The sequence below is a fragment of the Bradyrhizobium sp. WSM1417 genome, assembly GCF_000515415.1.
Taxonomy (GTDB): domain Bacteria; phylum Pseudomonadota; class Alphaproteobacteria; order Rhizobiales; family Xanthobacteraceae; genus Bradyrhizobium.
On record NZ_KI911783.1, the window covers coordinates 1,729,423 to 1,751,338 of the forward strand.

Annotated in this window: 26 protein-coding genes; 19 read left to right on the forward strand and 7 right to left on the reverse strand. The window is 63.7% G+C overall.

The annotated features are described in order from the left end of the window. Positions 1-54 precede the first annotated feature (54 nt). The 3 genes from BRA1417_RS0108295 to BRA1417_RS0108305 form a co-directional block, all read right to left on the reverse strand. Positions 55-579 (reverse strand): prepilin peptidase, encoded by a 525-nt coding sequence (locus tag BRA1417_RS0108295; RefSeq protein WP_027515441.1) that lies wholly within the window; start codon positions 577-579, stop codon positions 55-57. A 122-nt stretch (positions 580-701) separates the two neighbouring features. Next, positions 702-842 (reverse strand): hypothetical protein, encoded by a 141-nt coding sequence (locus tag BRA1417_RS44670; protein WP_198034935.1) that lies wholly within the window; start codon positions 840-842, stop codon positions 702-704. Positions 843-915: 73 nt separating this feature from the next. Further along, positions 916-1,080 carry a Flp family type IVb pilin gene (locus BRA1417_RS0108305; protein ID WP_027515442.1) on the reverse strand — a complete coding sequence of 55 codons (165 nt, stop codon included), beginning with the start codon at positions 1,078-1,080 and terminating at the stop codon, positions 916-918. A gap of 260 nt (positions 1,081-1,340) precedes the next feature. Between BRA1417_RS0108305 and BRA1417_RS0108310 the strand changes: the two genes are divergently transcribed. The 4 genes from BRA1417_RS0108310 (at position 1,341) to BRA1417_RS0108325 (ending at position 4,328) form a co-directional block, all read left to right on the forward strand. Then, positions 1,341-2,168: a sterol desaturase family protein gene (locus BRA1417_RS0108310; RefSeq protein WP_027515443.1), complete on the forward strand. Its 828-nt coding sequence runs from the start codon at positions 1,341-1,343 to the stop codon at positions 2,166-2,168. Between the two features lie 153 nt (positions 2,169-2,321). Beyond that, entirely contained in the window at positions 2,322-2,819 is a 498-nt protein-coding gene (locus BRA1417_RS0108315) for a pilus assembly protein N-terminal domain-containing protein (protein WP_027515444.1), read from the forward strand. Positions 2,820-3,117: 298 nt separating this feature from the next. Beyond that, complete coding sequence (locus BRA1417_RS0108320) at positions 3,118-3,690, forward strand: TadE/TadG family type IV pilus assembly protein (RefSeq protein ID WP_027515445.1); 573 nt, start codon at positions 3,118-3,120, stop codon at positions 3,688-3,690. Positions 3,691-3,713: 23 nt separating this feature from the next. After that, the gene (locus tag BRA1417_RS0108325; protein WP_035969158.1) at positions 3,714-4,328 is read left to right on the forward strand and encodes a TadE/TadG family type IV pilus assembly protein; all 615 of its coding nucleotides are present in this window, start codon (positions 3,714-3,716) and stop codon (positions 4,326-4,328) included. Between the two features lie 112 nt (positions 4,329-4,440). Here the strand turns inward: BRA1417_RS0108325 and BRA1417_RS0108330 are convergent, their stop codons facing one another. The 3 genes from BRA1417_RS0108330 to BRA1417_RS0108340 form a co-directional block, all read right to left on the reverse strand. Then, complete coding sequence (locus BRA1417_RS0108330; RefSeq protein WP_007599788.1) at positions 4,441-4,653, reverse strand: cold-shock protein; 213 nt, start codon at positions 4,651-4,653, stop codon at positions 4,441-4,443. Positions 4,654-4,925: 272 nt separating this feature from the next. Then, positions 4,926-5,213: a translation initiation factor IF-1 gene (infA, locus tag BRA1417_RS0108335; RefSeq protein WP_007599789.1), complete on the reverse strand. Its 288-nt coding sequence runs from the start codon at positions 5,211-5,213 to the stop codon at positions 4,926-4,928. Between the two features lie 23 nt (positions 5,214-5,236). Next, positions 5,237-6,778 carry a DEAD/DEAH box helicase gene (locus tag BRA1417_RS0108340; RefSeq protein ID WP_027515447.1) on the reverse strand — a complete coding sequence of 514 codons (1,542 nt, stop codon included), beginning with the start codon at positions 6,776-6,778 and terminating at the stop codon, positions 5,237-5,239. Between the two features lie 479 nt (positions 6,779-7,257). Between BRA1417_RS0108340 and urtA the strand changes: the two genes are divergently transcribed. The 15 genes from urtA (at position 7,258) to BRA1417_RS0108415 (ending at position 21,265) form a co-directional block, all read left to right on the forward strand. After that, positions 7,258-8,580 (forward strand): urea ABC transporter substrate-binding protein, encoded by a 1,323-nt coding sequence (urtA, locus tag BRA1417_RS0108345; protein ID WP_007599797.1) that lies wholly within the window; start codon positions 7,258-7,260, stop codon positions 8,578-8,580. Between the two features lie 84 nt (positions 8,581-8,664). Further along, positions 8,665-10,272 carry an urea ABC transporter permease subunit UrtB gene (urtB, locus tag BRA1417_RS0108350; RefSeq protein WP_027515448.1) on the forward strand — a complete coding sequence of 536 codons (1,608 nt, stop codon included), beginning with the start codon at positions 8,665-8,667 and terminating at the stop codon, positions 10,270-10,272. Continuing rightward, positions 10,269-11,447 (forward strand): urea ABC transporter permease subunit UrtC, encoded by a 1,179-nt coding sequence (urtC, locus tag BRA1417_RS0108355; protein ID WP_027515449.1) that lies wholly within the window; start codon positions 10,269-10,271, stop codon positions 11,445-11,447. The genes urtB and urtC overlap by 4 nt, the downstream gene beginning before the upstream one ends. Beyond that, positions 11,444-12,205 (forward strand): urea ABC transporter ATP-binding protein UrtD, encoded by a 762-nt coding sequence (gene urtD / locus BRA1417_RS0108360; protein ID WP_027515450.1) that lies wholly within the window; start codon positions 11,444-11,446, stop codon positions 12,203-12,205. The genes urtC and urtD overlap by 4 nt, the downstream gene beginning before the upstream one ends. A 3-nt stretch (positions 12,206-12,208) precedes the next feature. Continuing rightward, complete coding sequence (urtE, locus tag BRA1417_RS0108365; protein WP_007605420.1) at positions 12,209-12,904, forward strand: urea ABC transporter ATP-binding subunit UrtE; 696 nt, start codon at positions 12,209-12,211, stop codon at positions 12,902-12,904. A gap of 31 nt (positions 12,905-12,935) precedes the next feature. Next, a complete protein-coding gene (locus tag BRA1417_RS0108370; protein WP_027515451.1) occupies positions 12,936-13,766 on the forward strand; it encodes an urease accessory protein UreD in 831 nt (276 codons plus the stop codon). A 24-nt stretch (positions 13,767-13,790) separates the two neighbouring features. Continuing rightward, entirely contained in the window at positions 13,791-14,093 is a 303-nt protein-coding gene (locus tag BRA1417_RS0108375; RefSeq protein ID WP_007599811.1) for an urease subunit gamma, read from the forward strand. A 10-nt stretch (positions 14,094-14,103) separates the two neighbouring features. Then, on the forward strand, positions 14,104-14,409 hold the full coding sequence (locus BRA1417_RS0108380) for an urease subunit beta (protein WP_027515452.1): 306 nt from the start codon (positions 14,104-14,106) through the stop codon (positions 14,407-14,409). 57 nt (positions 14,410-14,466) lie between these two features. Next, positions 14,467-15,006 carry an HD domain-containing protein gene (locus tag BRA1417_RS0108385; RefSeq protein WP_027515453.1) on the forward strand — a complete coding sequence of 180 codons (540 nt, stop codon included), beginning with the start codon at positions 14,467-14,469 and terminating at the stop codon, positions 15,004-15,006. Positions 15,007-15,043: 37 nt separating this feature from the next. Continuing rightward, on the forward strand, positions 15,044-16,759 hold the full coding sequence (gene ureC, locus BRA1417_RS0108390) for an urease subunit alpha (RefSeq protein ID WP_027515454.1): 1,716 nt from the start codon (positions 15,044-15,046) through the stop codon (positions 16,757-16,759). Positions 16,760-16,898: 139 nt separating this feature from the next. Then, on the forward strand, positions 16,899-17,198 hold the full coding sequence (locus BRA1417_RS0108395) for a putative quinol monooxygenase (RefSeq protein ID WP_007599815.1): 300 nt from the start codon (positions 16,899-16,901) through the stop codon (positions 17,196-17,198). 14 nt (positions 17,199-17,212) lie between these two features. Further along, a complete protein-coding gene (locus BRA1417_RS0108400) occupies positions 17,213-17,824 on the forward strand; it encodes an urease accessory protein UreE (RefSeq protein WP_027515455.1) in 612 nt (203 codons plus the stop codon). Next, the gene (locus BRA1417_RS0108405) at positions 17,805-18,533 is read left to right on the forward strand and encodes an urease accessory protein UreF (RefSeq protein WP_084462130.1); all 729 of its coding nucleotides are present in this window, start codon (positions 17,805-17,807) and stop codon (positions 18,531-18,533) included. Before BRA1417_RS0108400 ends, BRA1417_RS0108405 begins: the two co-directional genes overlap by 20 nt. 151 nt (positions 18,534-18,684) lie before the next feature. Further along, positions 18,685-19,308 (forward strand): urease accessory protein UreG, encoded by a 624-nt coding sequence (gene ureG, locus BRA1417_RS0108410; protein ID WP_027515457.1) that lies wholly within the window; start codon positions 18,685-18,687, stop codon positions 19,306-19,308. A gap of 298 nt (positions 19,309-19,606) precedes the next feature. Beyond that, positions 19,607-21,265: an HWE histidine kinase domain-containing protein gene (locus BRA1417_RS0108415; RefSeq protein WP_027515458.1), complete on the forward strand. Its 1,659-nt coding sequence runs from the start codon at positions 19,607-19,609 to the stop codon at positions 21,263-21,265. Positions 21,266-21,272: 7 nt separating this feature from the next. On the opposite strand, the gene BRA1417_RS0108420 is transcribed toward BRA1417_RS0108415, so the two are convergent. Then, a complete protein-coding gene (locus BRA1417_RS0108420; RefSeq protein ID WP_027515459.1) occupies positions 21,273-21,881 on the reverse strand; it encodes a TetR/AcrR family transcriptional regulator in 609 nt (202 codons plus the stop codon). Positions 21,882-21,916: the final 35 nt, after the last annotated feature.

The window sequence follows — 21,916 nt, forward strand, 5'->3', positions numbered from 1 at the left end:
CATGGTTAATGAGGCGTATCTAAATCGCCTTAACGCCGGGTTGACCCGATGCGTTCAGCGCAATGCGAGGTGAGCGAGGTCGATCGCCTTCACCCATTCGGTCTCCGGGTAGACCATCAGCGCACTCAGTGCGAGCGCGATGCCATAGGGGATGCCGCTCTCCTTGGCGTGCAGCCGTGCCAGCCAGGCCTGGCCCGCCAGCCCGAATGGCAGTGGCCACTGCCGGAACTGGAGCAGGAGCAGCGTCAGCGCCCCGCCGAACAGCGAGGCGTAGAGCAGGAAGTTCATCAGCTGTGCGAAACCGAACCAAAGTGCGACGGAGGCCGCGACCTTGGCATCGCCGCCGCCGACCCAGCCCATCGCAAAACAGGTGAAGGCCACGACCAGGACGAGCGCGCCTGAGCCGACATGGCTCAGCATCTCGTAAGGTGCCATGCCACCGGCGAGAGCAAGCGCGAAAAAGCCGGCGACCAGCGCCAGCGATACGCGGTTAGAGATCGTCATCGTGAAGAGATCGCTCGCGGCGGCAAACGCCATCAGGGCAGGGAAGAGCAGAAGGCGCGCAAGGTCGAGGATCATGGGCTGCGTCTTGAGGCCTGGGTTTGCCGCGGAGCTGGCGTCGCGGGATTCTAGCCGGCAGTGCTAAACAAACCGAAAACGGCGGCAGCGGTTTCGATGGGCGGAACAAGCCGAAGGCGTGCTCACCAGAGGGAGGCGATGCGTGCGGCGAGCGCGACGGTCGCAAGCAGCAGGGCCAGGCAGACCCAGTAAGCCGGCGAGCCGGTCTGCGCGGCCTCCGCCGCGTTTGCCGCGACCGCGGCATCGGTTCTAAACTTGCTCAACGCCACTGGAACTCGCCGTCTGAAAAACAAAGGCCCCGGAGGCCCGGGGCTTTTGCCGTCGTTCGTCGATCGCTTACTTCAGCGAGCTGCTGATCGAGGTGAACTTGGCGTTCAGCGTGCCGCCGAGATTGTTGACGACGGTGATGATGGCCAGCGCGATGCCGGCGGCGATCAGACCGTATTCGATGGCGGTGGCGCCGGATTCATCTTTCGCGAAACGCGCAATGAGGTTCTTCATGAACAAAACTCCATCTGGGGTGGGATCGCCTCGTTCGGCGTTGTGCTTGACGCAATGACCATGAGATCCGAGCTCTTTCGGGAGAGTTAATTCGATCGGGCAAACCCGCCTGCCGCTGGCCAGAGTGAATTTCGCCTTAAGGCAGCCAGTCGCGATCGTTCCAGTTCCGGATGTGCAGCAAGCGCAGTTCCGGCTTCACCGTCCCTTAAATTTGGGGGAGTACGCGTAGGCGGGACCAGCAATTCGCAAGAGAGGCGACAATGTCGAGCCTGCCCATGGAAATCGCCCTGATGCTCGGCGAGACCATTGCGAAGGTGATCCCCACGACTTTCGCGCTCGCGGTGGTCTTCACCGTGCTCGAGCACGTCTGGGCCTGCAATCCCGGCGTGCCCTGGTGGCGCAAGCGGGAGATCGTCACGGACATCTGCTACTGGTTTGTCGTTCCGGTGTTCGCACGCGTCATGCGGATCAGCCTTCTGATCGTCGGTGCGAGCTTTGTCTTCAACATCCATGATGCCGATGGGCTCGTCGCCTTCTACGACAATGGCCACGGCCCGCTGGCGCTATTGCCGCTCTGGGTCCAGGCCGTGCTGTTCCTGGTGCTGTCCGATTTCATGCTGTACTGGCTGCACCGGCTGTTCCACGGCGGTGGGTTCTGGAAGTACCACGCGATCCATCACTCCTCAGAGGAGATCAGCTGGATTTCCGCGGCCCGCTTCCATCCCGTCAATCTCGTGCTCGGTACGATCGCGGTCGACGTCGTGCTGCTGATGGCCGGCATTTCGCCGAACGCCATGGTCTGGCTCGCCCCGTTCACGACTTTCCATTCGGCCTTCGTGCACGCCAACCTCAACTGGACCTTCGGGCCGTTCAAATATGTGCTGGCGACGCCGGTGTTCCATCGCTGGCACCACACCTCGCTCGCAGAGGGCGGCGACACCAATTTTGCCGGCACGTTCCCGATCTGGGACGTGCTGTTCGGCACTTTCCGGATGCCCGCGGGGCAATTGCCACAGGATTACGGCAAGGATGAAGCGACCATGCCGAAGGAGATCGGAGGGCAGCTTGCCTATCCGTTCCGCCGCTAGGTCCTCGAGGGCCGCAAAAGGCCAGTCCGTTCAAACAATAGTCGGCGAATTTGCGGAACGTTCACGAATTGAGGGCAGGTTAGCCGGGTCGGGCACCGGCTCGGCTGTTATCTGATTGCTTCTGCCGGTTTGTGACGTCCCGGGGGTAAGAGTATGCGTAAACAACTGCTGCGCCGTCATGTGCGCGTCTGTCTTCTGGTTGCGGCCGCGGTGCTGGCATCGCCGGCTGCTGGCCTTGCCGAGCCGACCGCAGATGCCATTGCCGTGAATGTCGATCAGGCCAAGCTGGTGCGGTTGCCTGGCAAGGTGGCGACCATCGTGGTCGGCAATCCCATGATCGCCGACGTCACGCTCCAGCCTGGTGGCATGATCGTCGTGACCGGCAAGGGCTATGGCGCCACCAATTTCATCGCGCTCGACCGCGGCGGCGAGATCCTCGTCGACCGCCAGATCCAGGTCGAAGGTCCGAGCGATCGGCTCGTCACCGTCTATCGCGGGATCGAGCGCGAGTCCTATAGCTGCATGCCGGTTTGCCAGCGTCGCGTGACGCTCGGCGACAGCGACACCTATTTCAACAACACGATGAGTCAGGCCGGTTCGTTGAGCAGCACGGCCAGCGGCAATGCCGGTGCGGGCGCCAAGACGAACTGAGTAAGACCAACTGAGTAAGACCAACTGAGTAAGACCAACTGAGTAAGACCAACTAAGTAAGACCAACCGGCGAGTTTGATCGGTGGGTTTGCCGGGGCAAGGATCGTCCCGGGCCGACGCACGCGCGCGAGTTTCTCTCTCCGTGTCCTCGTCTCCACGCCCTCGTCTCCTGGCCTGGTCGTTCGCGGTTAACCGGCCCTTAACGGCCCGGGCCGCCGGGTACGGATCGCCTGAAACACTTAAACAATCAGTTTCCGCTATTGAACATGGCAGATGATCGCTGCCGCTGGGGAATTTGATGCCTTCGCCTGCACCTACGAGGTTCACGCTCCTCGCCATGCTGCGCCGGTTTCGCGGCAGTCGCCGCGGCTCCGCAGCCGTCGAGTTCGCGCTGGTCGCACCGATGTTCTTCGCGCTGCTGTTCGCCATCATCGAGACGGCGCTGATGTTCTTGGCGAGCCAGGTGCTCGAGAGCGCCAGCCAGAATTCCGCGCGGGTGTTGCTGACGGGGCAGGCGCAATCCGGTTCGGTGACGGCCTGCGCGGTGTCCGGCGTGAGCACGCCCTGCACGCAAACGACGTTCAAGGCTTACGTCTGCAGCCAGATCCCGGCGCTGTTTGATTGCACCAAGCTCTATGTCGACGTGGTGAGCACAAGCTCCTTCGGAGCGCTAAGCCTCACCAGCTACGGCAATTCCTGCACCTTCAACCCCGCCGGCGTGCAGTACAATGCCGGGACCGCCGGCCAGGTCGTCGTGGTGCGCCTGTTCTATCAGTGGCCGCTCATCGTCACCGGCCTCGGCTACAACATGGGTTGCAACAACAAGCGGCTGCTGGTCGCGACCGCGGCCTTCAAGAACGAACCTTTTTGAGACAGATGGATTCGAGCGAGCCGATGCAGCCGATTGCGCATATCTGGAGGAATACCGGTCAATCCGTGCGTGACTTCGTCGCCGACAAGCGCGCGCTCGCGGCGACCGAATTCGCGGTCATCGTGCCGCTGATGCTGGTGATGTTCTTCGGCACCATCGAATTTTCATCGGCCGTGGCGGTCGATCGCAAAGTCACAATGATTGCACGGACTCTGTCCGATTTGACGTCGCAGTCGACGGGGGTCAACGATGGCGACATGCAGGACACGTTCACGGCAAGCATATCGATCGTCATGCCGTACGACCCTACGCTCGTGAACGGCACGGTGGTTCAGATCAAAATCGATTCAAGCAGTGTCGCCAAGGTCCAATGGAGCAAGTCCGCCACCATTGCGAACGGTGCGACGCAGGCCACGCTGACGGCTCCGCCTTCGTCTCTCGCACCTGGTACCACGGTTACCTCGATGATTCCGTCGACGCTCTTGATTCCGTCGACCTACCTCATCTTCAGCCAGGCGAGCTACGCGTACACACCTCCCGTCACGTTCTTCCTGAAGTCGGGCATAACGCTGAGCGACGTCTCCTACACGCGGCCGCGCCAGGTCACCTGCGTTTCTTACAATAATGTAGCGTGTTGACCGTAGTGTTGAGATCTGCGAGCAGATCCCGGAACGAAAAAAGGCCGGGCATCGCGCCCGGCCTTTTCCTTGATTTGTTCGCTCGAGCCGATCGGGGCCGTAAGCGGTAGGCTCAGCCGGCGGAGCGGAGGTTGTCCGCTGCCGACTTGCCGGAACGGCGGTCGGCCACGATCTCGTAGGAGATCTTCTGACCTTCGCGCAGCGTGCCGAGGCCTGCACGCTCGACAGCGCTGATGTGGACGAACACGTCCTGGCCGCCATCGTCGGGCTGGATGAAGCCGAAGCCTTTGGTCGCGTTAAACCACTTCACGGTTCCCATGCTCATGGGGGTAGTCCCTTCTCAGATAACACAATGTCAGAGCCCGCTCGCGCGGACAGGTTAGATCGAATTTTTGGAAGGGTCGTCAGCGTGTCTGAACCGGCTGTACCGGTGGATGCTAATGTCGTCCGGCCGAAAATCGATTAATTCATTTTATTCGAAACAGAACCCCAAAACAATGCTGACGTGCACGATTTTTTGATCCGCCGTGATGTTCACGGCGGATCAGCATGCAGGTCGGAACTTCAGGTCCGCGCTCAGTGCGCTGAGCCTCCCGACTAGCGGCGGCGGAACTGGCCGCCGCGCTGTCCGGGACGCGGAGGTCCGCCCATCCCGCTCGGACGTTCGTCCTTGTGGCGGAAAATCAGCCGGCCCTTTTCGAGGTCATAGGGCGACATCTCCACCGTCACGCGGTCGCCCGCCAGAGTCTTGATGCGGTTCTTCTTCATCTTGCCGGCGGTGTAGGCGACGATCTCGTGTCCGGCGTCGAGCTGCACGCGGTAGCGCGCGTCGGGGAGGATTTCGGTGACCAGTCCTTCGAACTGGATCAGCTCTTCCTTAGCCATGAATTTCTCCAGGTCGTGGACGGCTAGTGCAAATGGGGTTTGCGGTTCGGTTGGCCGTTCGGCCGACTCTCGCGGCGCAAAAAGGCAACGCCTTGTATCCCATCAGACGCCCCGGCGCTATGCGCGGAACGCTGTTCCGGACGGCCGTTTGGCGAAGCATGCGCCTTGCCTCCGGAGCGGCTGCGAGGAGCTGCCTTCGGGCCACTGCCGGGCCTTCCGTCGCCCTGCTTGGCGGCACTGTGGTGGCGCCCGTCCGCATGCCTTTCGTCGGCGCGGCGACCGTCACCGTGGCGTCCCTCACCAGGCCTTGCGCCTTGCGGACGCTGGCCTGGGCGGCCCGGCCGACCCTGTCGTTGCTGCTGCGGGGGAGGGCCCGCATCGCGGCGGCCGGCGTCGGTGCGGCGATCCTCACGCGGCAGCGCCACTTTGATCAGCCGCTCGATGTCGCGGAGATAGCTCAGCTCCTCGCCGCCTGCGACCAGCGAGATCGCGGTGCCTTCGGCACCCGCGCGCGCGGTGCGGCCGATGCGATGCACATAGGTCTCCGGTACGTTGGGCAGGTCGAAATTGATGACGTGGGTGATGCCGTCGACATCGATGCCGCGGGCGGCGATATCGGTGGCGACCAGCGTGCGGATTTCACCGGTGCGGAACTGGGCAAGCGTCCGTTCGCGATGGTTCTGCGACTTGTTGCCGTGGATGGCGCTGGCGGGGATCCCCGCCTTCTCGAGTGTCTTTACGACCTTGTCGGCGCCGTGCTTGGTGCGCGTGAAGACCAGCGCTCGGTTGACCTGCTCCTGTTTCAACAGCTGGGCGAGGAACGCCGGCTTCGCGGAGAAATCGACCTGGATGATGCGCTGCTGGATGCGCTCCACGGTCGAGGAGACCGGGGTCACCGCGACGCGGGCTGGGTCGCGCAGCATGGCGTCGGCCAGCTCGGCGATGTCCTTCGGCATAGTGGCCGAGAAGAACAGCGTCTGCCGCTTGATCGGCAGCTTGGCGACGATTTTGCGGATGTCGTTGATGAAGCCCATGTCGAGCATGCGGTCGGCCTCGTCGAGCACGAGGAATTCGACGCTTCCAAGCTTCAGTCCGTTGCTCTGCACGAGGTCGAGCAAACGGCCGGGGGTGGCGACCAGCACCTCGACGCCCTGCATCAGCGAGCGGACCTGACGGCCCATCGGCACGCCGCCGATGGCGAGCGTCGAGGACAGGCGGATGTGGCGGCCATAGGCGTTGAAACTGTCGAGGATCTGGCCGGACAGTTCGCGGGTCGGCGACAGCACCAGGACGCGGGTCGTCTTCGGCTGCGGCTTGATGCGATTCTCGAGCAGGCGGTGCAGGATCGGCAGCGCGAAGGACGCAGTCTTGCCGGTTCCGGTCTGGGCGATGCCGACGACGTCGCGGCCGGTCAGTGCGGTCGGAATCGTCTGGGCCTGGATGGGGGTGGGGGTGACGTAGTTCTCTTCGGTGAGAGCACGAGCGATGGGTTCGGCGAGGCCGAAATCCTGAAACGAAGTCAAAAGATGGGTTCTTTCCATGTCAAAAGCGGGCGCCCGGCGCATTCGGCGCGGCGCGCGCAAAAGGGTGTCGAGAGGGACACCTGCGTGTTTGGGGTGTCGGATGGCTTGATGGGATGGGGCAAGCCAGACGCCCGTAAGGGCTTAAGAACACGCGGCTCGCAACGGTCTCTGATTCGCAAGAAACCTCGGCCCCCATATGGAACATTGAGGCGGCGCTTTCAAGGCAGGCGCTCCACAAATGGTGATCGCGGTGCAGAAATAGTTATGCCGGAAATTTAGCCAGAGTGAGAAAGTTGCTCAGAAAATAGCCTGCCTGCCGCATTCGCATACATTTGAATTGCTCAATGTTTAGGCGACGCGGCCATGGCAATGCTTCGTTTTCTGTCGATTTCTCCAGCGAAATCAATGGCCTAAGATGTGTCTGATCCATGGCACGGTTCTTGCGAATCCGTTAATCGCAGGCGGCCGTTGGGGCCGTTTCGCAGCGTTTTTCACGTCTGCGTCAGGGAGATGAGACACTCATGCATAGCAAATCCACTCACGATATAGCGGCGCCATTTAGCCGCCGTGGCGTTCTCGCCGCGACCGCCGGACTGATGCTTGGTCTGGCTTCCATTTCCGGTGCGAAAGCCGCGGACGACACCATCAAGGTCGGCGTGCTTCATTCTCTCTCCGGCACCATGGCCATCAGCGAGACCACGCTGAAGGACACCATCCTCTTCCTGATCGACGAGCAGAACAAGAAGGGCGGCGTCAACGGCAAGAAGCTCGAAGCCGTCGTCGTCGATCCCGCTTCGAACTGGCCGCTGTTCGCCGAGAAGGCGCGCGAGCTGATCACCAAGGACAAGGTCTCGGTCGTGTTCGGCTGCTGGACCTCGGTGTCGCGCAAGTCGGTGCTCCCGGTATTCAAGGAGTTGAACAGCATCCTGTTCTACCCCGTGCAGTACGAGGGCGAGGAGAGCGAGCGCAACGTGTTCTACACCGGTGCCGCGCCGAACCAGCAGGCGATCCCCGCCGTCGACTATCTGATGAAGGACGAGAAAGTGAAGCGCTGGGTGCTCGCGGGCACCGACTACGTCTATCCGCGCACCACCAACAAGATCCTGGAAGCCTATCTGAAGTCCAAGGGTGTCGCCCAGGAAGACATCATGATCAACTACACGCCGTTCGGTCATTCCGACTGGCAGACGATCGTGGCCGACATCAAGAAGTTCGGCTCGGCCGGCAAGAAGACCGCGGTGGTCTCGACCATCAACGGCGACGCCAACGTTCCTTTCTACAAGGAGCTCGGCAACCAGGGCATCAAGGCGAAGGACATCCCGGTCGTCGCGTTCTCGGTGGGTGAGGAAGAACTCGCCGGCATCGACACCAAGCCGCTGCTCGGCCATCTCGCCGCCTGGAACTACTTCCAGTCGATCAAGTCGCCGGAGAACGAGAAGTTCATCAAGGCGTGGCAGACCTACACCAAGAATCCGAAGCGCGTGACCAACGATCCGATGGAAGCGCACGTGATCGGCTTCGACATGTGGGTCAAGGCGGTCGAGAAGGTGAAGTCGACCGATCCGGACAAGGTGATCGATGCGCTCCCGGGCATCGAAGCCAAGAACCTGACCGGCGGCACCTCGAAGATGCTTCCGAACCATCACATCACGAAGCCGGTGTTCATTGGCGAAATCAAAGCCAACGGCCAGTTCGACGTGGTGTGGAAGACCCCGGGTCTTGTCGCGGGCGACGCCTGGTCGAAGGAGCTCGACGGCTCCAAGGACCTGGTCGGCGACTGGGTCGGCAAGAAGTGCGGCAACTTCAACACCAAGACCAACAAGTGCCTCGGCTCCGGCTCCTGATCCGGATCTGACGCTCCATTGCGCGATCGGAGAAGGCGGCGATCCCGCCGCCTTCTCCACCCTTTTCTGCCGGGGTCTTTCACAGTGCCAGCCAATTTGTCCGCCCGCCTCTGTTCGCTCCTACTCTCGTTGTTCCTGATCGCGTTCGCACTTCCGGCCCTGGCCGGCCCGTTCGAGGATGCGGTCGCCAAATTCGCCAACGACGATTATTCCGACACGGAAGAGGCCATCGGCGTGGTGGCGAGCAGCGGCAATACGCTGGCCTTTCCGATCATCAGCGCGCTCCAGGACGGCCGGCTCATGGCCGATCCTGATAGCAAGAAGGTTTACGTCACCGGTACCGACGGCAAGTCGATCGATGCCGCGACCGGTCAGGCCGTGGCCAGCGTGCCCGACAGTGCAAGCGCGGTCCGCCTCAACAACCGCCTGCGCCGCAGCGTGGATGCCGCGATCGGCAGCCTGACGCTGCAGTCACCCGACATCGGAGCGCGGCTCCAGGCTGCGCAATCCGTCTTCAAGTCGCATGAGGAGACCTCGCTCGAAGCCGTGGATGGCGCGCTCGCCAAGGAAACCAACCGATCGGTCAAGGCTGCGCTGGGCGACGCCCGCGCGGCGATCCTGTTGTTCAAGCCCGATGCCACCGAGGTCGAGAAGCTCGAAGCCGTTGCCACCATCAAGGCGCGCGGCGACCAAGAGGCGATGGCGCTGCTCACCGGCATGGGCGACCAGCCCGCCTCGGTGACCAAGGCTGCCGCGAGTGCAATCGGCTCGATCCAGAGTTCGCTCGCGGTCTGGTCGATGGTGCAGAATGCCTGGTACGGCCTCTCGCTCGGTTCGGTGCTGCTGCTTGCCGCGATCGGGCTTGCCATCACGTTCGGCGTGATGGGCGTCATCAACATGGCCCATGGCGAGATGGTGATGATCGGAGCCTACACCACCTTCGTGGTGCAGGAGGTGATCCGCACCCGCTATCCCGGCCTGTTCGACTATTCGCTGCTGATCGCGGTGCCGCTCGCCTTCCTGGTGGCCGGCGCGCTCGGCGTCGTGATCGAGCGCAGCATCATTCGCTTTCTTTACGGCCGTCCGCTGGAGACGCTGCTGGCGACCTGGGGCCTGTCGCTGGTGCTGCAGCAGGCGGTGCGCACCATGTTCGGCCCGACCAACCGCGAGGTCGGCAATCCATCCTGGATGAGCGGCGCGTTCGAGCTCGGCCAGATCACCATCACCTATAACCGGCTCTGGATCCTGGTCTTCACGCTCGCGGTGTTCGTCATTCTGCTCGCGATGTTGCGCTACACGGCACTCGGGCTCGAGATGCGCGCGGTGACGCAGAACCGCCGCATGGCGGCCTCGATGGGTATCGCGACCTCGCGCGTCGATGCGCTGACCTTCGGCCTCGGCTCGGGCATTGCCGGCATCGCCGGCGTGGCGCTGTCGCAGATCGACAATGTCAGCCCCAATCTCGGCCAGAGCTACATCATCGACAGCTTCATGGTCGTGGTGTTCGGCGGCGTCGGCAATCTCTGGGGCACGCTGGTCGGCGCCTTCACGCTCGGCATCGCCAACAAATTCCTGGAGCCGGTCGCCGGCGCCGTGCTCGGCAAGATCGCCATCCTCGTTCTCATCATCCTGTTCATTCAAAAGCGGCCGCGCGGTCTGTTCGCGCTCAAGGGCCGTGCGGTGGAAGCATGACCCCTCACATGCTGACGCGATCGCTGGACCGCGGCGCGACAATCTTCCTTGCCGTCGTCGTGGCCTGCGGCATCCTCATCCCGCTCTCCAACCTGCTGCTGCCCGCGGGCTCGTTCCTGCAAGTGCCGACCTATCTGGTCGCGCTCTGGGGCAAATACGTCTGCTACGCCATACTGGCGCTCTCGATTGACCTGATCTGGGGCTATTGCGGCATCCTCTCGCTCGGCCACGGCGCCTTCTTCGCGCTCGGCGGCTACGCGATGGGCATGTACCTGATGCGGCAGATCGGCAGCCGCGGCGTCTACGGCAACCCGATCCTGCCGGACTTCATGGTGTTCCTGAACTATTCGAAGCTGCCCTGGTACTGGTACGGCTTCGACATGTTCTGGTTTGCCGCGCTGATGGTGCTGATCGTGCCGGGGCTGCTCGCCTTTTGCTTCGGCTGGCTCGCCTTCCGCTCCCGCGTCACGGGCGTGTATCTGTCGATCATCACGCAGGCGATGACCTATGCACTGCTGCTTGCCTTCTTCCGCAACGATTTCGGCTTCGGCGGCAACAACGGCATGACCGACTTCAAGGACATTTTGGGCTTCAACGTGCAGGCCGAGGGCACGCGTGCTGCGCTGTTCGCGCTGAGCTGCCTGGCGCTGATCGCCGGCTTCCTGATCTGCCGCGCCATCGTCTCGTCCAAGCTCGGCAAGGTTCTGATCGCCGTGCGCGATGCGGAATCGCGCACGCGCTTCCTCGGCTACCGCGTCGAATCCTACAAGCTGTTCGTGTTCACGGTGTCGGCCTGCATGGCCGGCGTCGCCGGCGCGCTCTATGTGCCGCAGGTCGGCATCATCAACCCGAGCGAATTCGCGCCGGGCAATTCGATCGAGGCGGTGATCTGGGTTGCGGTCGGCGGCCGCGGTACGCTGGTCGGCGCTGCGCTCGGCGCCGTCGTCGTCAACTACGCAAAGACGTTCTTCACCTCCGGCATGCTCGCACCTTACTGGCTGTTCATGCTGGGCGCCATGTTCATCCTGGTGACGCTGCTGCTGCCCAAGGGCATCGTCGGCACGTTCAACGCCTGGTGGGACTCGTCGACGGAAAGGCGCGACGCCGCGACCATTGCGAGCGCTGCGGCCGAGGACGGCGTGACCGAACCCAAAATGGCGGAGGAAGCGCAATGAACGTCATGGACACCCGCGCGACCTCCGCAATGCTGTATCTCGACGGCGTGCACGTCTCGTTCGACGGCTTCCACGCCATCAACAACCTCTCGCTGACGCTCGAGCCCGGCGAGATGCGCGCCATCATCGGCCCGAACGGCGCCGGCAAGACCACGATGATGGACATCATCACCGGCAAGACCAAGCCTGACGAAGGCACCGTGCTGTTCGACGGCGTCACCGATCTGACGCGGCTGGACGAGACCCGCATCGCCGAGCTCGGCATCGGCCGCAAATTCCAGAAGCCGACCGTGTTCGAGAGCCAGACCGTGCAGGACAATCTGTTGCTCGCGCTCAATGTCGACCACAGCGTCAAGGGTACGCTGTTCTGGCGCGGCAGCCGGGCAGAATCCGAACAGATCGACAAGGTGCTGGAGACGATCCGTCTCACCGATGCCCGCAACCGTCTCGCCGGCAGCCTCAGCCACGGCCAGAAGCAGTGGCTCGAGATCGGCATGCTGCTCGCCCAGGATCCAAAACTGCTTCTCGTCGACGAGCCCGTCGCTGGCATGACCGACGTCGAGACGCATCTCACCGCCGAGCTGCTCAAGGAAATCAACAAGACCCACACCGTGATGGTGGTCGAGCACGACATGACGTTCGTGCGCGAGCTCGGCGTCAAGGTCACTTGCCTGCACGAGGGGACCGTGCTCGCGGAAGGCACCATCGACCAGGTCTCGTCCAACGAGCGGGTCATCGAAGTCTATCTGGGGCGGTGAGCGATGCTTGAGGTCAAGGACATCAACCTGTTCTACGGCGCGGCGCAGGCGTTGCGCGGCGTGTCGATCGCGGCCGAGCCCGGCAAGGTCACCTGCGTGCTCGGGCGCAACGGCGTCGGCAAGACCTCGCTCTTGCGCGCCATGGTCGGGCAGTACCCGATCTCATCAGGCGCGATCGTGCTCGACGGCAGCGATATCACGGGCCTCAAGCCCTATGAGCGCGCGCGCAAGGGTATCGGCTTCGTGCCGCAGGGGCGCGAGATATTTCCGCTTTTGACGGTCGAGGAGAATCTCAAGACCGGCTTCGGCCCGCTCAGGCGCGAGGACAAGCACATTCCGGACGATGTGTACTCGCTATTCCCGGTGCTGCAATCCATGCTCGGCCGGCGCGGTGGCGACCTCTCCGGCGGCCAGCAGCAACAGCTCGCAATCGGGCGGGCGCTGGTGATGCGGCCAAAGCTGCTGCTGCTCGACGAGCCGACCGAGGGCATCCAGCCCTCGATCATCAAGGACATCGGCCGTGCCATCTCGTACCTGCGCAATCTCGGCAACATCGCCATCGTGCTGGTCGAACAATATCTCGACTTTGCCTGCGAACTCGGCGACAGTTTTGCGGTGATGGATCGCGGCGCGGTGAAGTTCACCTGCGATCGCTCCAATCTCGACGCGAGCGAAATCAGCCGCCAGATGGCGCTGTAGGCCATTCTGCCGCGACCGGCTGGGGAGGCGGATGCGCAGCGACGTTTTAGCGACATCTTCGGTGTTCGAAGCCAACCGTGCCCGCGGCGCGGTGCGCTTCGACGTCCACGCGCGCGACGGTGTGACGCGTCGCGGGATCTTGCATGAGTCCGGCTCCCTGCGCGTGCGCTTCCCTTCGCCGGAGGACGAGGGGCTCTCCGGCGTGTTCGTCAACACGGCCGGTGGTGTCGCCGGCGGCGATCGCTTCGACATCGAGATCGCGGCCGCAGATGGTTCGAAGCTGACGATGACAACGGCGGCCGCGGAAAAGGTCTACCGCGCGCCTGGGCAGGCGGCGGAGCTTAATATAGCGCTGAAGGTTGCCGCAGGCGCACATCTCGGCTGGCTGCCGCAGGAGACGATCCTGTTCGACCGGGCGCGCGTGCGGCGCCGCTTCGATATAGATCTCGATGCGACTGCCTCGCTCCTGCTGTGCGAGATCGTGGTGTTCGGCCGTACCGCCATGGGCGAACGGATGGCGCAGGGCGAGTTCGTCGACCGCTGGCGGCTGCGTCGCGGCGGCAAGCTCGTGTTCGCCGAGACCGTCAGGCTCGACGGCGATATCGGCGCAAAGCTTGCGCGATCGGCGGTGGCGAAGGGCGCGGCTGCGATCGGCACGGCGCTGATCGTGCCCGGCGACGGGGCCCTGATCGAGCGTCTCCGCGAGGCCTCGGAATCCTTCGCGGGCGAGGTCGGGATATCCGCCTGGAATGGCTTTGCAATGGCGCGGTTCTGTGCCCAAGATGCTGCGCGCCTGCGCGCCGAAATGATGACCGTGCTGGCGCGCACCGGTGCGCCGCTGCCGCGGCTCTGGCTGAATTGACGAAGTGAACGGAAGAGATTTCGTATGAACCTGTCTCCCCGCGAAAAGGACAAGCTTCTGATCTCGATGGCGGCGATCGTGGCCCGCCGCCGGCTGGATCGCGGCGTCAAGCTCAACCATCCCGAGGCAATCGCGCTCATCTCCGATTTCATCCTCGAAGGCGCGCGCGACGGCCGCACCGTCGCTGAGCTGATGCAGGCGGGCGCGCAGGTCCTCACTCGCGACCAGGTGATGCCGGGAATCCCAGAGATGATCCACGACATCCAGGTCGAGGCGACCTTTCCGGACGGCACCAAGCTCGTCACCGTCCACGAGCCGATCAGGTAGGAGTGAGAGCATGATTCCCGGCGAACTCTTCATCCAGGACGGCGAGATCGAGCTCAATGCCGGCCGCAAGACCGTGACGCTGACGGTTGCCAACACCGGCGACCGCCCGATCCAGGTCGGCTCGCACTACCATTTCTTCGAGACCAACCCGGCCCTGAAGTTCGACCGCAAGAAAGCCCGCGGCATGCGCCTCGACATCGCCGCGGGCACCGCGGTCCGCTTCGAACCCGGCCAGACCCGCGAGGTCCAGCTCGTCGCTGTGGCCGGCAAGAAGACGATCTACGGCTTCCGCGGCGACGTGATGGGGAAGCTGTGAATTCCACAGGAACGAGCGTGGCGCGGCACGGTTGAGGCGAATACGGAGGACTTTGCCATGCTCTCACCTGTCCGCCTCGTCTCCGAAGCCGCCGAACTCGCCGCGCGCCGCCACAACGGCATGGCGCGCAAGGGCCGCGGTCATGAGCCTTACATCAACCACCTCGCCGAGGTCGCGAACCTGCTTGCGACCGCGACCGACGGCACCGACGCCGAACTCGTTGCCGCCGGCTGGCTGCATGATGCGATCGAGGACACCGACACCACCCGCGAGGAGCTCGCGCAAAAATTCTCCGACCGTGTCGCGTCGCTTGTCGAGGAATGCACCGACGATATGAGCATGCCGAAGCCGGAGCGGCGGCGGCGTCAAGTGCTCGACGCACCGAAAAAATCGGCTGGCGCCAGGCTGATCAAGATCGCCGACAAGATCAGCAATATCGGCGCGCGCGTACATTCCGATCCTACGGCCGAGGAACGTGACGATCTCGTCGATTACACCGACTGGGCCGAGCAGGTTGTCGCCGGTTGCCGCGGCGCCAACTCCTGGCTCGATACGACATTCGACGACACGGTGCTCACAGCGAGGGCCTCGCTGTGAGCACCGATCCAAAATTCAAACGCAAACGGGGCTTGTGATGTCCGTCAAAATAAAGCGTTCCGTCTATGCCGACATGTTCGGCCCGACCGCCGGTGACAAGGTGCGGCTGGCCGACACCGACCTCATCATCGAGGTCGAGAAGGATTTCACCACCTACGGCGAGGAAGTGAAGTTCGGCGGCGGCAAGGTGATCCGCGACGGCATGGGCCAGTCGCAGGTCACCAACAAGCAGGGCGCGGCGGACACCGTCATCACCAATGCGCTGATCGTCGATCACTGGGGCATCGTGAAGGCCGACGTGGCGATCAAGGACGGCATGATCGCCGGCATCGGCAAGGCCGGCAATCCCGACATCCAGCCCGGTGTCACCATCATCATCGGCCCCGGCACCGACGTGATCGCGGGTGAAGGCAAGATCCTCACCGCCGGCGGCTTCGACAGCCACATCCATTTCATCTGCCCGCAGCAGATCGAGCACGCGCTGATGTCGGGCGTCACCTCGATGCTAGGGGGCGGCACCGGCCCCTCGCACGGCACGTTCGCCACCACCTGCACGCCGGGGCCGTGGCACATGGGGCGGATGATCCAGTCGTTCGACGCCTTCCCGGTCAATCTCGGCCTCTCCGGCAAGGGCAACGCCTCGCGGCCCGCGGCGCTGGTCGAGATGATCAAGGCCGGGGCCTGTGCGCTGAAGCTGCACGAGGACTGGGGCACCACGCCGGCCGCGATCGACACCTGCCTGTCGGTCGCCGACGACTACGATATCCAGGTGATGATCCACACCGACACGTTGAACGAATCCGGATTCGTCGAGGACACCATCAAGGCGTTCAAAGGCCGCACCATCCACGCCTTTCACACCGAGGGCGCCGGCGGCGGTCACGCCCCTGATATCATCAAGGTCGCGGGGCTGAAGAACGTGCTGCCGTCGTCGACCAACCCGACGCGGCCGTTCACGCGCAACACCATCGACGAGCATCTGGACATGCTGATGGTGTGCCACCACCTCGATCCCTCGATCGCGGAAGATCTGGCATTTGCTGAAAGCCGCATTCGCAAGGAGACCATCGCCGCCGAGGACATCCTGCATGATCTCGGCGCGCTTTCGATGATCTCCTCGGATTCACAGGCCATGGGCCGCCTCGGAGAGGTCATCATCCGGACCTGGCAGACCGCCGACAAGATGAAGAAGCAGCGCGGCTCGCTGCCGCAGGATAAGGGCAAGGACAACGACAATTTCCGCGTCAAGCGCTACATCGCCAAATACACGATCAATCCCGCGATTGCGCATGGCGTTTCGAAGCTGATCGGCTCGGTGGAAAAGGGCAAGCTCGCCGATCTCGTGCTGTGGTCGCCGGCCTTCTTCGGCGTCAAGCCGGATTGCGTCGTCAAGGGCGGCATGATCGTCGCGGCTCCCATGGGGGATCCCAACGCCTCGATCCCGACCCCGCAACCGGTGCATTACCAGCCGATGTTCGGCGCCTTCGGCAAGGCGCGCACTGCGTCTTCTGTGGTGTTCACCTCGAAGGCCGCGATCACCGGTGGCCTCGCGCGCAAGCTCGGCATCGACAAGAAGCTCTATGCAGTCCAGAACACCCGCGGCAGGATCTCGAAGAAGAGCATGATTCACAACGACGCCACGCCCAATATCGAGGTCGATCCGGAGACCTATGAGGTCCGCGCCGACGGCGAACTCTTGACCTGCGCCCCCGCCGAGGTGCTGCCGATGGCGCAGCGATATTTCATGTACTGAAATAGCGCCCAACGCATGTCCCAGGAATATGTCTTGGTCGCATATCGGAGACAGCTTTTCCGGTTTTGCGTTCGATCCCGCCTGGTCTAAGGTCCCGCCGGGTATCTGAAGCCCAGAAGAAAAGCCGGGAGGATTTCTCGTGATCTACGTCGTCGCCACCTTGACCATCAAGCCTGAAACGCGCGCCGAATTCATTGCAGCCGCCACCGCCTGCATCAAGGAGACGCGGAAAGAGCCCGGCAATATCGCCTATGATCTGCATGAGAGCGTCACCGATCCCGCCAAGATGGTGTTCGTCGAGCAGTGGGAGAACGCCGAGGCGCTGGTGCCGCATCGCGCCATGGAGCACATGAAGACGTTCGGCCGCGTCGCGGTGAAGTGTTTTACGGCGCCGCCGAAGATCGAAGTGATCACGCCCGAGAAGGTCGAGACACGGTAACGGGGTAAAAGCGCATGATCCGGGCGACGCAGGTCAGGGGACAACATCGCTTCGCGGAAGCGCCGGCGGATACGGTCGTGCTCGATTTCGACGATCGACACCGCCGCCGCATGGCGATGACGGGAACGCGGGGGCTCGAGTTCCTGCTCGACCTGGAGAATGCCGTCGCGTTGCGCGGCGGCGATGCGCTGGTGCTGGAGGACGGCCGGCTGGTCGAGGTGGTCGCCGCGCCCGAGCCGCTGCTCGAGATCCGCGGCCACGATCCGCACCACCTCATTCGCGTCGGCTGGCATCTCGGCAATCGCCATCTGCCGACGCAGATCATGGCCAAGAGCCTGCGTATCCGCCGCGACCACGTCATCGAAGCCATGGTGAAGGGCCTCGGTGCGCGCGTGATCGAGATCGAGGCGCCGTTCGATCCCGAAGGCGGCGCCTATGCCGATGCCGGTCATGCGCATGGACACGACGACCACGCGCATCACGATCATGGCCACGATGATCATCATGATCATCATGGTCATGATCGCCACCATGATCATGCCGCACATGGCGACGGTCACGATCACCATCACCACGACGAGCATTGCGATCACCACGGCCATAAGCATGCTCATGACCATAAATGAGCCGGTCGCGGCCCGCGACCTCGCGGAGCGCGAGGCGGCGGCGCTGTACCGGCTGATGACCTGGCTGTCGCCCGCGTTTCCCGTCGGGGGCTTTTCCTACTCCAGCGGCATCGAATGGGCGGTCGAGGCCAGCGACATCTCCGATATCGCGTCGCTGGCGGACTGGCTCGATGCGATGCTTCGCGATGGCTCGGGCTTTTGCGATGCGACGTTTCTGGTCCACGCCTATCGCGCCACTGAAGCGGGCGAGGGCGACACCTTGAGCGAAATCGCCGAGCTCGCCGCCGCCTTCGTGCCGTCGCGCGAGCGGCAGCTGGAAACGACATCGCAGGGCCGTGCCTTCATCGACATCGCCCGCGCCGCGTGGGATGCCGACGGGCTGGATGCCATGGTTGCGGCATGCCGGACGCCACTGGTCTATCCCGTGGCCGTTGGCGTGGTCGCCGCGATGCACGGCGTGCCGCTCGCGCCGACGCTGCACGCCTTCCTGCATGCGCTGGTCTCGAACTGGATCTCCGCGGCCAGCCGGCTCATTCCGCTCGGCCAGACCGACAGCCAGCGCGTGCTGGTGAAGCTGGAAGCTGCGGTTGCCGCGACGGCGAATCGTGCGCTGAACGCGACGCTGGACGATCTCGGCGGCGCGACGTTTCGCGCCGACCTCGCCAGTCTGCGGCACGAGACGCAATATACGCGACTGTTCAGATCTTGAGCACGAGCCTCACTCTGTCGTCCCGGCGAAGGCCGGGACCCATAACCACAAGTCTTTGTGGCTATGGGAGGATGTGGCCACAGCGCACCTCGTCAGCTCAGTACGGCGGCTATGGGTCCCGGCCTTCGCCGGGACGACATTAGGAGAGAGCATGTCGAAATCTCACGGCCCCTTGCGTGTCGGCATTGGCGGTCCGGTCGGATCGGGCAAGACTGCGCTGATGGACCTGCTCTGCAAGACTATGCGCGAGCGCTACGATATCGCCGCGATCACCAATGACATCTACACCAAATGGGATGCGGAATTCCTGGTGCGCTCGGGCTCGCTGACGCCGGATCGCATTGCCGGGGTCGAGACCGGCGGCTGCCCGCACACCGCGATCCGCGAGGACGCCTCGATGAATCTCGCCGCGGTGGCGGATATGCGCGCCAAGTTTCCCGGGCTCGATCTCGTGCTGATCGAATCCGGCGGTGATAACCTCGCTGCCACGTTTTCCCCAGAGCTCGCCGATCTCACCATTTACGTCATCGACGTGGCGGCCGGCGACAAGATCCCGTCCAAGGGCGGCCCCGGAATCACCCGGTCCGACCTCCTTGTCATCAACAAGATCGACCTGGCGCCCTATGTGGGCGCCTCCCTGGAAAAGATGGAGACGGACGCCAGGCGCATGCGCGGCGCGCGGCCGTTCGTCATGACCAACCTGAAGAAAAGCCAGGGGCTGGACCGCATCATCGGCTTCATCGAGGCCAAAGGCGGCTTGAAACGGGCCGGCTGACCTGCGCGACGACCTAACGCAGGCGTTTCCCCCGTTAACGCCATCGGCAGAGCCGTGTCCGCGGAACAAATTTCGGTCACGGCAATTGATTACCTCCGGTGCCCGGAGCAAATCCATCCCGGCCCGACCATCGGCCGGGCGGCTTTAAGCTTCTCAGGCGACCCAAGTTGCGTATCGATGCCTCCTCCTCCATTATCTCGGCCATTGGGGTTCACCCTGTTTCGGCACGTGCCCGTTCGAGCGGCGTCCATATGCTCCGTGTTTATTGCCGACCTCCTGCTTTCGCCTGAGTAGTCGCGTGGTCAGGCTGGGTTTCATCATCGGCTTCATTGCTCTTCTCGGAGCCCTGCTCTCCGGGCTTGCGGCTTATCGCGTCCACGACCAGGAGCTGGCGCTGGACCGGATCGCGCTGGCGCGCGCGATCGACGTCCATGCAAGCCTGGTCCAGGACCGGCTCACCGAGCGCGAGCTGCTCGCGCGGGTTGCCTCCGGCCTGTTCCGGGCGCCGTCGGTGCTCAAGCCCAACATGCTCGAGCCGCTACGCTCGGCCATCTACGCCTTCAAGACCGACTTCGTGGTGGCGGGCTGGGTCGCCCGCCTGAAGCCGAACGAGCTTGCCGCAGCGCAAGCCGCCATCGCGAGCGCCGGCTTCCCCAATCCGCGAATCCGCACCTATGACGACAAGCCGATCGATCCGGCAGGTGTCACCCAGCCGATCGACGTGCTGCTGGATCTCGAGCCGCGCAGCAACGAGACCAAGGGGCTGCCTGGCCGCAGTTACGACCAGGACCAGGTGCGCAGCGCCATGCTGACGCGCGCCAGAGTGGAGAAGAGGTCGGTTGCCTCAGAACCGGTTGCGCTCCTGCGTGGCGACGGGTCGATCGGCATCATTGTGGCGGCTCCGGTCATCCCCGAGGGCGCGACGGAACCGGCGGGCTTCATCACATTTTCCTACGAGCTCTCTTCCCTGATGCTGACCAACGACGACATGTCGTTGTTCGCGGTCGCGCTGAAGGATCCGCGCCGGGAGGGTGGTGAGCTCGTCGCCAACGATCAAGGCGTGGTCTCGGCCCGCCCGACGGCAGCCGATGGGCCGGCGCCGTCGGCGACGCGCACGGTGAGCTTCGGCGGGCGCGACTGGCAGCTCGGCTATTACGCCAAAACCAATTCGGCGCGTCGCGCCGAGCAGACTGCGATCATCGTGGCGGCGATCGGCTTTGCGATCACCGCGATGGTATGCGGCCTGTTCGGCTATGTCGCCTACAACAATTTGCGGCTCAGCCGGGAAATCCAGGTCAGAATCGGCTTCGAGCGTCGGTTGACGGCCGTGATCGACGAGCTCAACCATCGGGTCAAGAACATCCTGGCGGTGATCCAATCGATCGTGACCCGTACGCTGCGCCATGGCTCCGACATCGATGTTGCGCGCGAGCTCCTGATCGGCCGCATCCACGCCATGTCCAACGTCGTCTCGCTGCTCAGCGAGAGCCAATGGCAGGGCGTCAAGCTGAAGGGCCTGTTCGAGGCGCGCGCCATCCCGCATGCCGACCGCATCGCCGTCACCGGCCCTGATATCGCAGTCAGCGCGCGCGCGGCGCAGAGCCTGTCGCTGCTGTTCTTCGAGCTCGCCTCGCACTCCGACGAGGGCCTGTCGCTGGTCGGCAAGCATCCGCACATCACGGCCAATTGGACGGTGACGAACGAGGGCGCGGGCGAGGTCTTCTATTTTCGTTGGGAGGAATTCAACACCAGCGAAGCGACGCGCCGCCCCGATTCCGATTTCGGCCTGATCCTGCTCGACCGCGTCGCGCCGGAGGCGCTCGGCGGCACCGCCAAGCGCTATTTCACCGACGTCTCCTATGTCTACGAGCTGACCGCGCCGATGGAGACGGTCGAGGACATGACCGAGCGCGACCGCACCGACAAGCTTTCAGCACCGATCCGGCCGGTGCGGTGATTCCAGGTTAGCTGTTCGGCCGCAGCACGAGGTCAACCAGATTGCGCGCGTAGGCCGGCGTGATCGGCGCGATGCCGAAGACGTAGCGGTAGAACAGGCTGCCATAGATGGCGTCGTAGAGATCCTGGGGCGGTGCTTCCGCCAGAATGCTGCCGTCGTTCTGGCCCGCGGCGATCATCTCGACCAGCGCGTCGCGGCGGAATTGCAGATAGCGGGCGTAGAACAGCTCGGCCGAGCCGGTCTTGGAGATGCATTCGGAGATGACGGCGAGTTGGACCTTGCCGAACTCGCCCTGGAGCGCTTCGGCATAGGCCGCGGCATGGCGGCGTGCGCGCGCGGCGGGGCTGCCCGAGCTTGCAGGCGGCAGCGGCAGCATCTGCGCGGCATGGTGAAGGAAGCCGTCGATCAGCAAGGCTTCGCGGGACGGCCACCATTTGTAGATCGTCATCTTGGAGACGCTGGAGTGGCGCGCGATCGCGTCGATGGTGGTGGCGGCAAGGCCGGTGGTGGCCATCAGCGCATAGGCGCTTTGGAGAATGGCGTTGGTGGTCTCGATCGACCTTGGCCGGCCGCGCCGGGGCGCGCTGTCGGCTCCCCCACCCCCGCCATTCGCCATCGCCACGCCCGGCCTCCTCGCGCAATCCGCTGCCG

Bases quoted from the DNA above. Each gene is read 5' to 3' on its own strand.
- urtC (WP_027515449.1), top strand. From the start codon at position 10,269: ATGACCCCTCACATGCTGACGCGATCGCTGGACCGCGGCGCGACAATC.
- BRA1417_RS0108420 (WP_027515459.1), bottom strand. From the start codon at position 21,881: ATGGCGAATGGCGGGGGTGGGGGAGCCGACAGCGCGCCCCGGCGCGGC.
- ureG (WP_027515457.1), top strand. From the start codon at position 18,685: ATGTCGAAATCTCACGGCCCCTTGCGTGTCGGCATTGGCGGTCCGGTC.
- BRA1417_RS0108305 (WP_027515442.1), bottom strand. From the start codon at position 1,080: ATGAAGAACCTCATTGCGCGTTTCGCGAAAGATGAATCCGGCGCCACC.
- ureC (WP_027515454.1), top strand. From the start codon at position 15,044: ATGTCCGTCAAAATAAAGCGTTCCGTCTATGCCGACATGTTCGGCCCG.
- BRA1417_RS0108380 (WP_027515452.1), top strand. From the start codon at position 14,104: ATGATTCCCGGCGAACTCTTCATCCAGGACGGCGAGATCGAGCTCAAT.
- BRA1417_RS0108405 (WP_084462130.1), top strand. From the start codon at position 17,805: ATGCTCATGACCATAAATGAGCCGGTCGCGGCCCGCGACCTCGCGGAG.
- BRA1417_RS0108375 (WP_007599811.1), top strand. From the start codon at position 13,791: ATGAACCTGTCTCCCCGCGAAAAGGACAAGCTTCTGATCTCGATGGCG.
- BRA1417_RS0108370 (WP_027515451.1), top strand. From the start codon at position 12,936: ATGCGCAGCGACGTTTTAGCGACATCTTCGGTGTTCGAAGCCAACCGT.
- urtA (WP_007599797.1), top strand. From the start codon at position 7,258: ATGCATAGCAAATCCACTCACGATATAGCGGCGCCATTTAGCCGCCGT.
- BRA1417_RS0108325 (WP_035969158.1), top strand. From the start codon at position 3,714: ATGCAGCCGATTGCGCATATCTGGAGGAATACCGGTCAATCCGTGCGT.
- BRA1417_RS0108400 (WP_027515455.1), top strand. From the start codon at position 17,213: ATGATCCGGGCGACGCAGGTCAGGGGACAACATCGCTTCGCGGAAGCG.
- BRA1417_RS0108315 (WP_027515444.1), top strand. From the start codon at position 2,322: ATGCGTAAACAACTGCTGCGCCGTCATGTGCGCGTCTGTCTTCTGGTT.
- infA (WP_007599789.1), bottom strand. From the start codon at position 5,213: ATGGCTAAGGAAGAGCTGATCCAGTTCGAAGGACTGGTCACCGAAATC.
- BRA1417_RS0108310 (WP_027515443.1), top strand. From the start codon at position 1,341: ATGTCGAGCCTGCCCATGGAAATCGCCCTGATGCTCGGCGAGACCATT.
- BRA1417_RS0108330 (WP_007599788.1), bottom strand. From the start codon at position 4,653: ATGAGCATGGGAACCGTGAAGTGGTTTAACGCGACCAAAGGCTTCGGC.
- urtD (WP_027515450.1), top strand. From the start codon at position 11,444: ATGAACGTCATGGACACCCGCGCGACCTCCGCAATGCTGTATCTCGAC.
- BRA1417_RS0108320 (WP_027515445.1), top strand. From the start codon at position 3,118: ATGCCTTCGCCTGCACCTACGAGGTTCACGCTCCTCGCCATGCTGCGC.
- BRA1417_RS0108385 (WP_027515453.1), top strand. From the start codon at position 14,467: ATGCTCTCACCTGTCCGCCTCGTCTCCGAAGCCGCCGAACTCGCCGCG.
- urtE (WP_007605420.1), top strand. From the start codon at position 12,209: ATGCTTGAGGTCAAGGACATCAACCTGTTCTACGGCGCGGCGCAGGCG.
- BRA1417_RS0108340 (WP_027515447.1), bottom strand. From the start codon at position 6,778: ATGCGCCGGGCGCCCGCTTTTGACATGGAAAGAACCCATCTTTTGACT.
- BRA1417_RS0108295 (WP_027515441.1), bottom strand. From the start codon at position 579: ATGATCCTCGACCTTGCGCGCCTTCTGCTCTTCCCTGCCCTGATGGCG.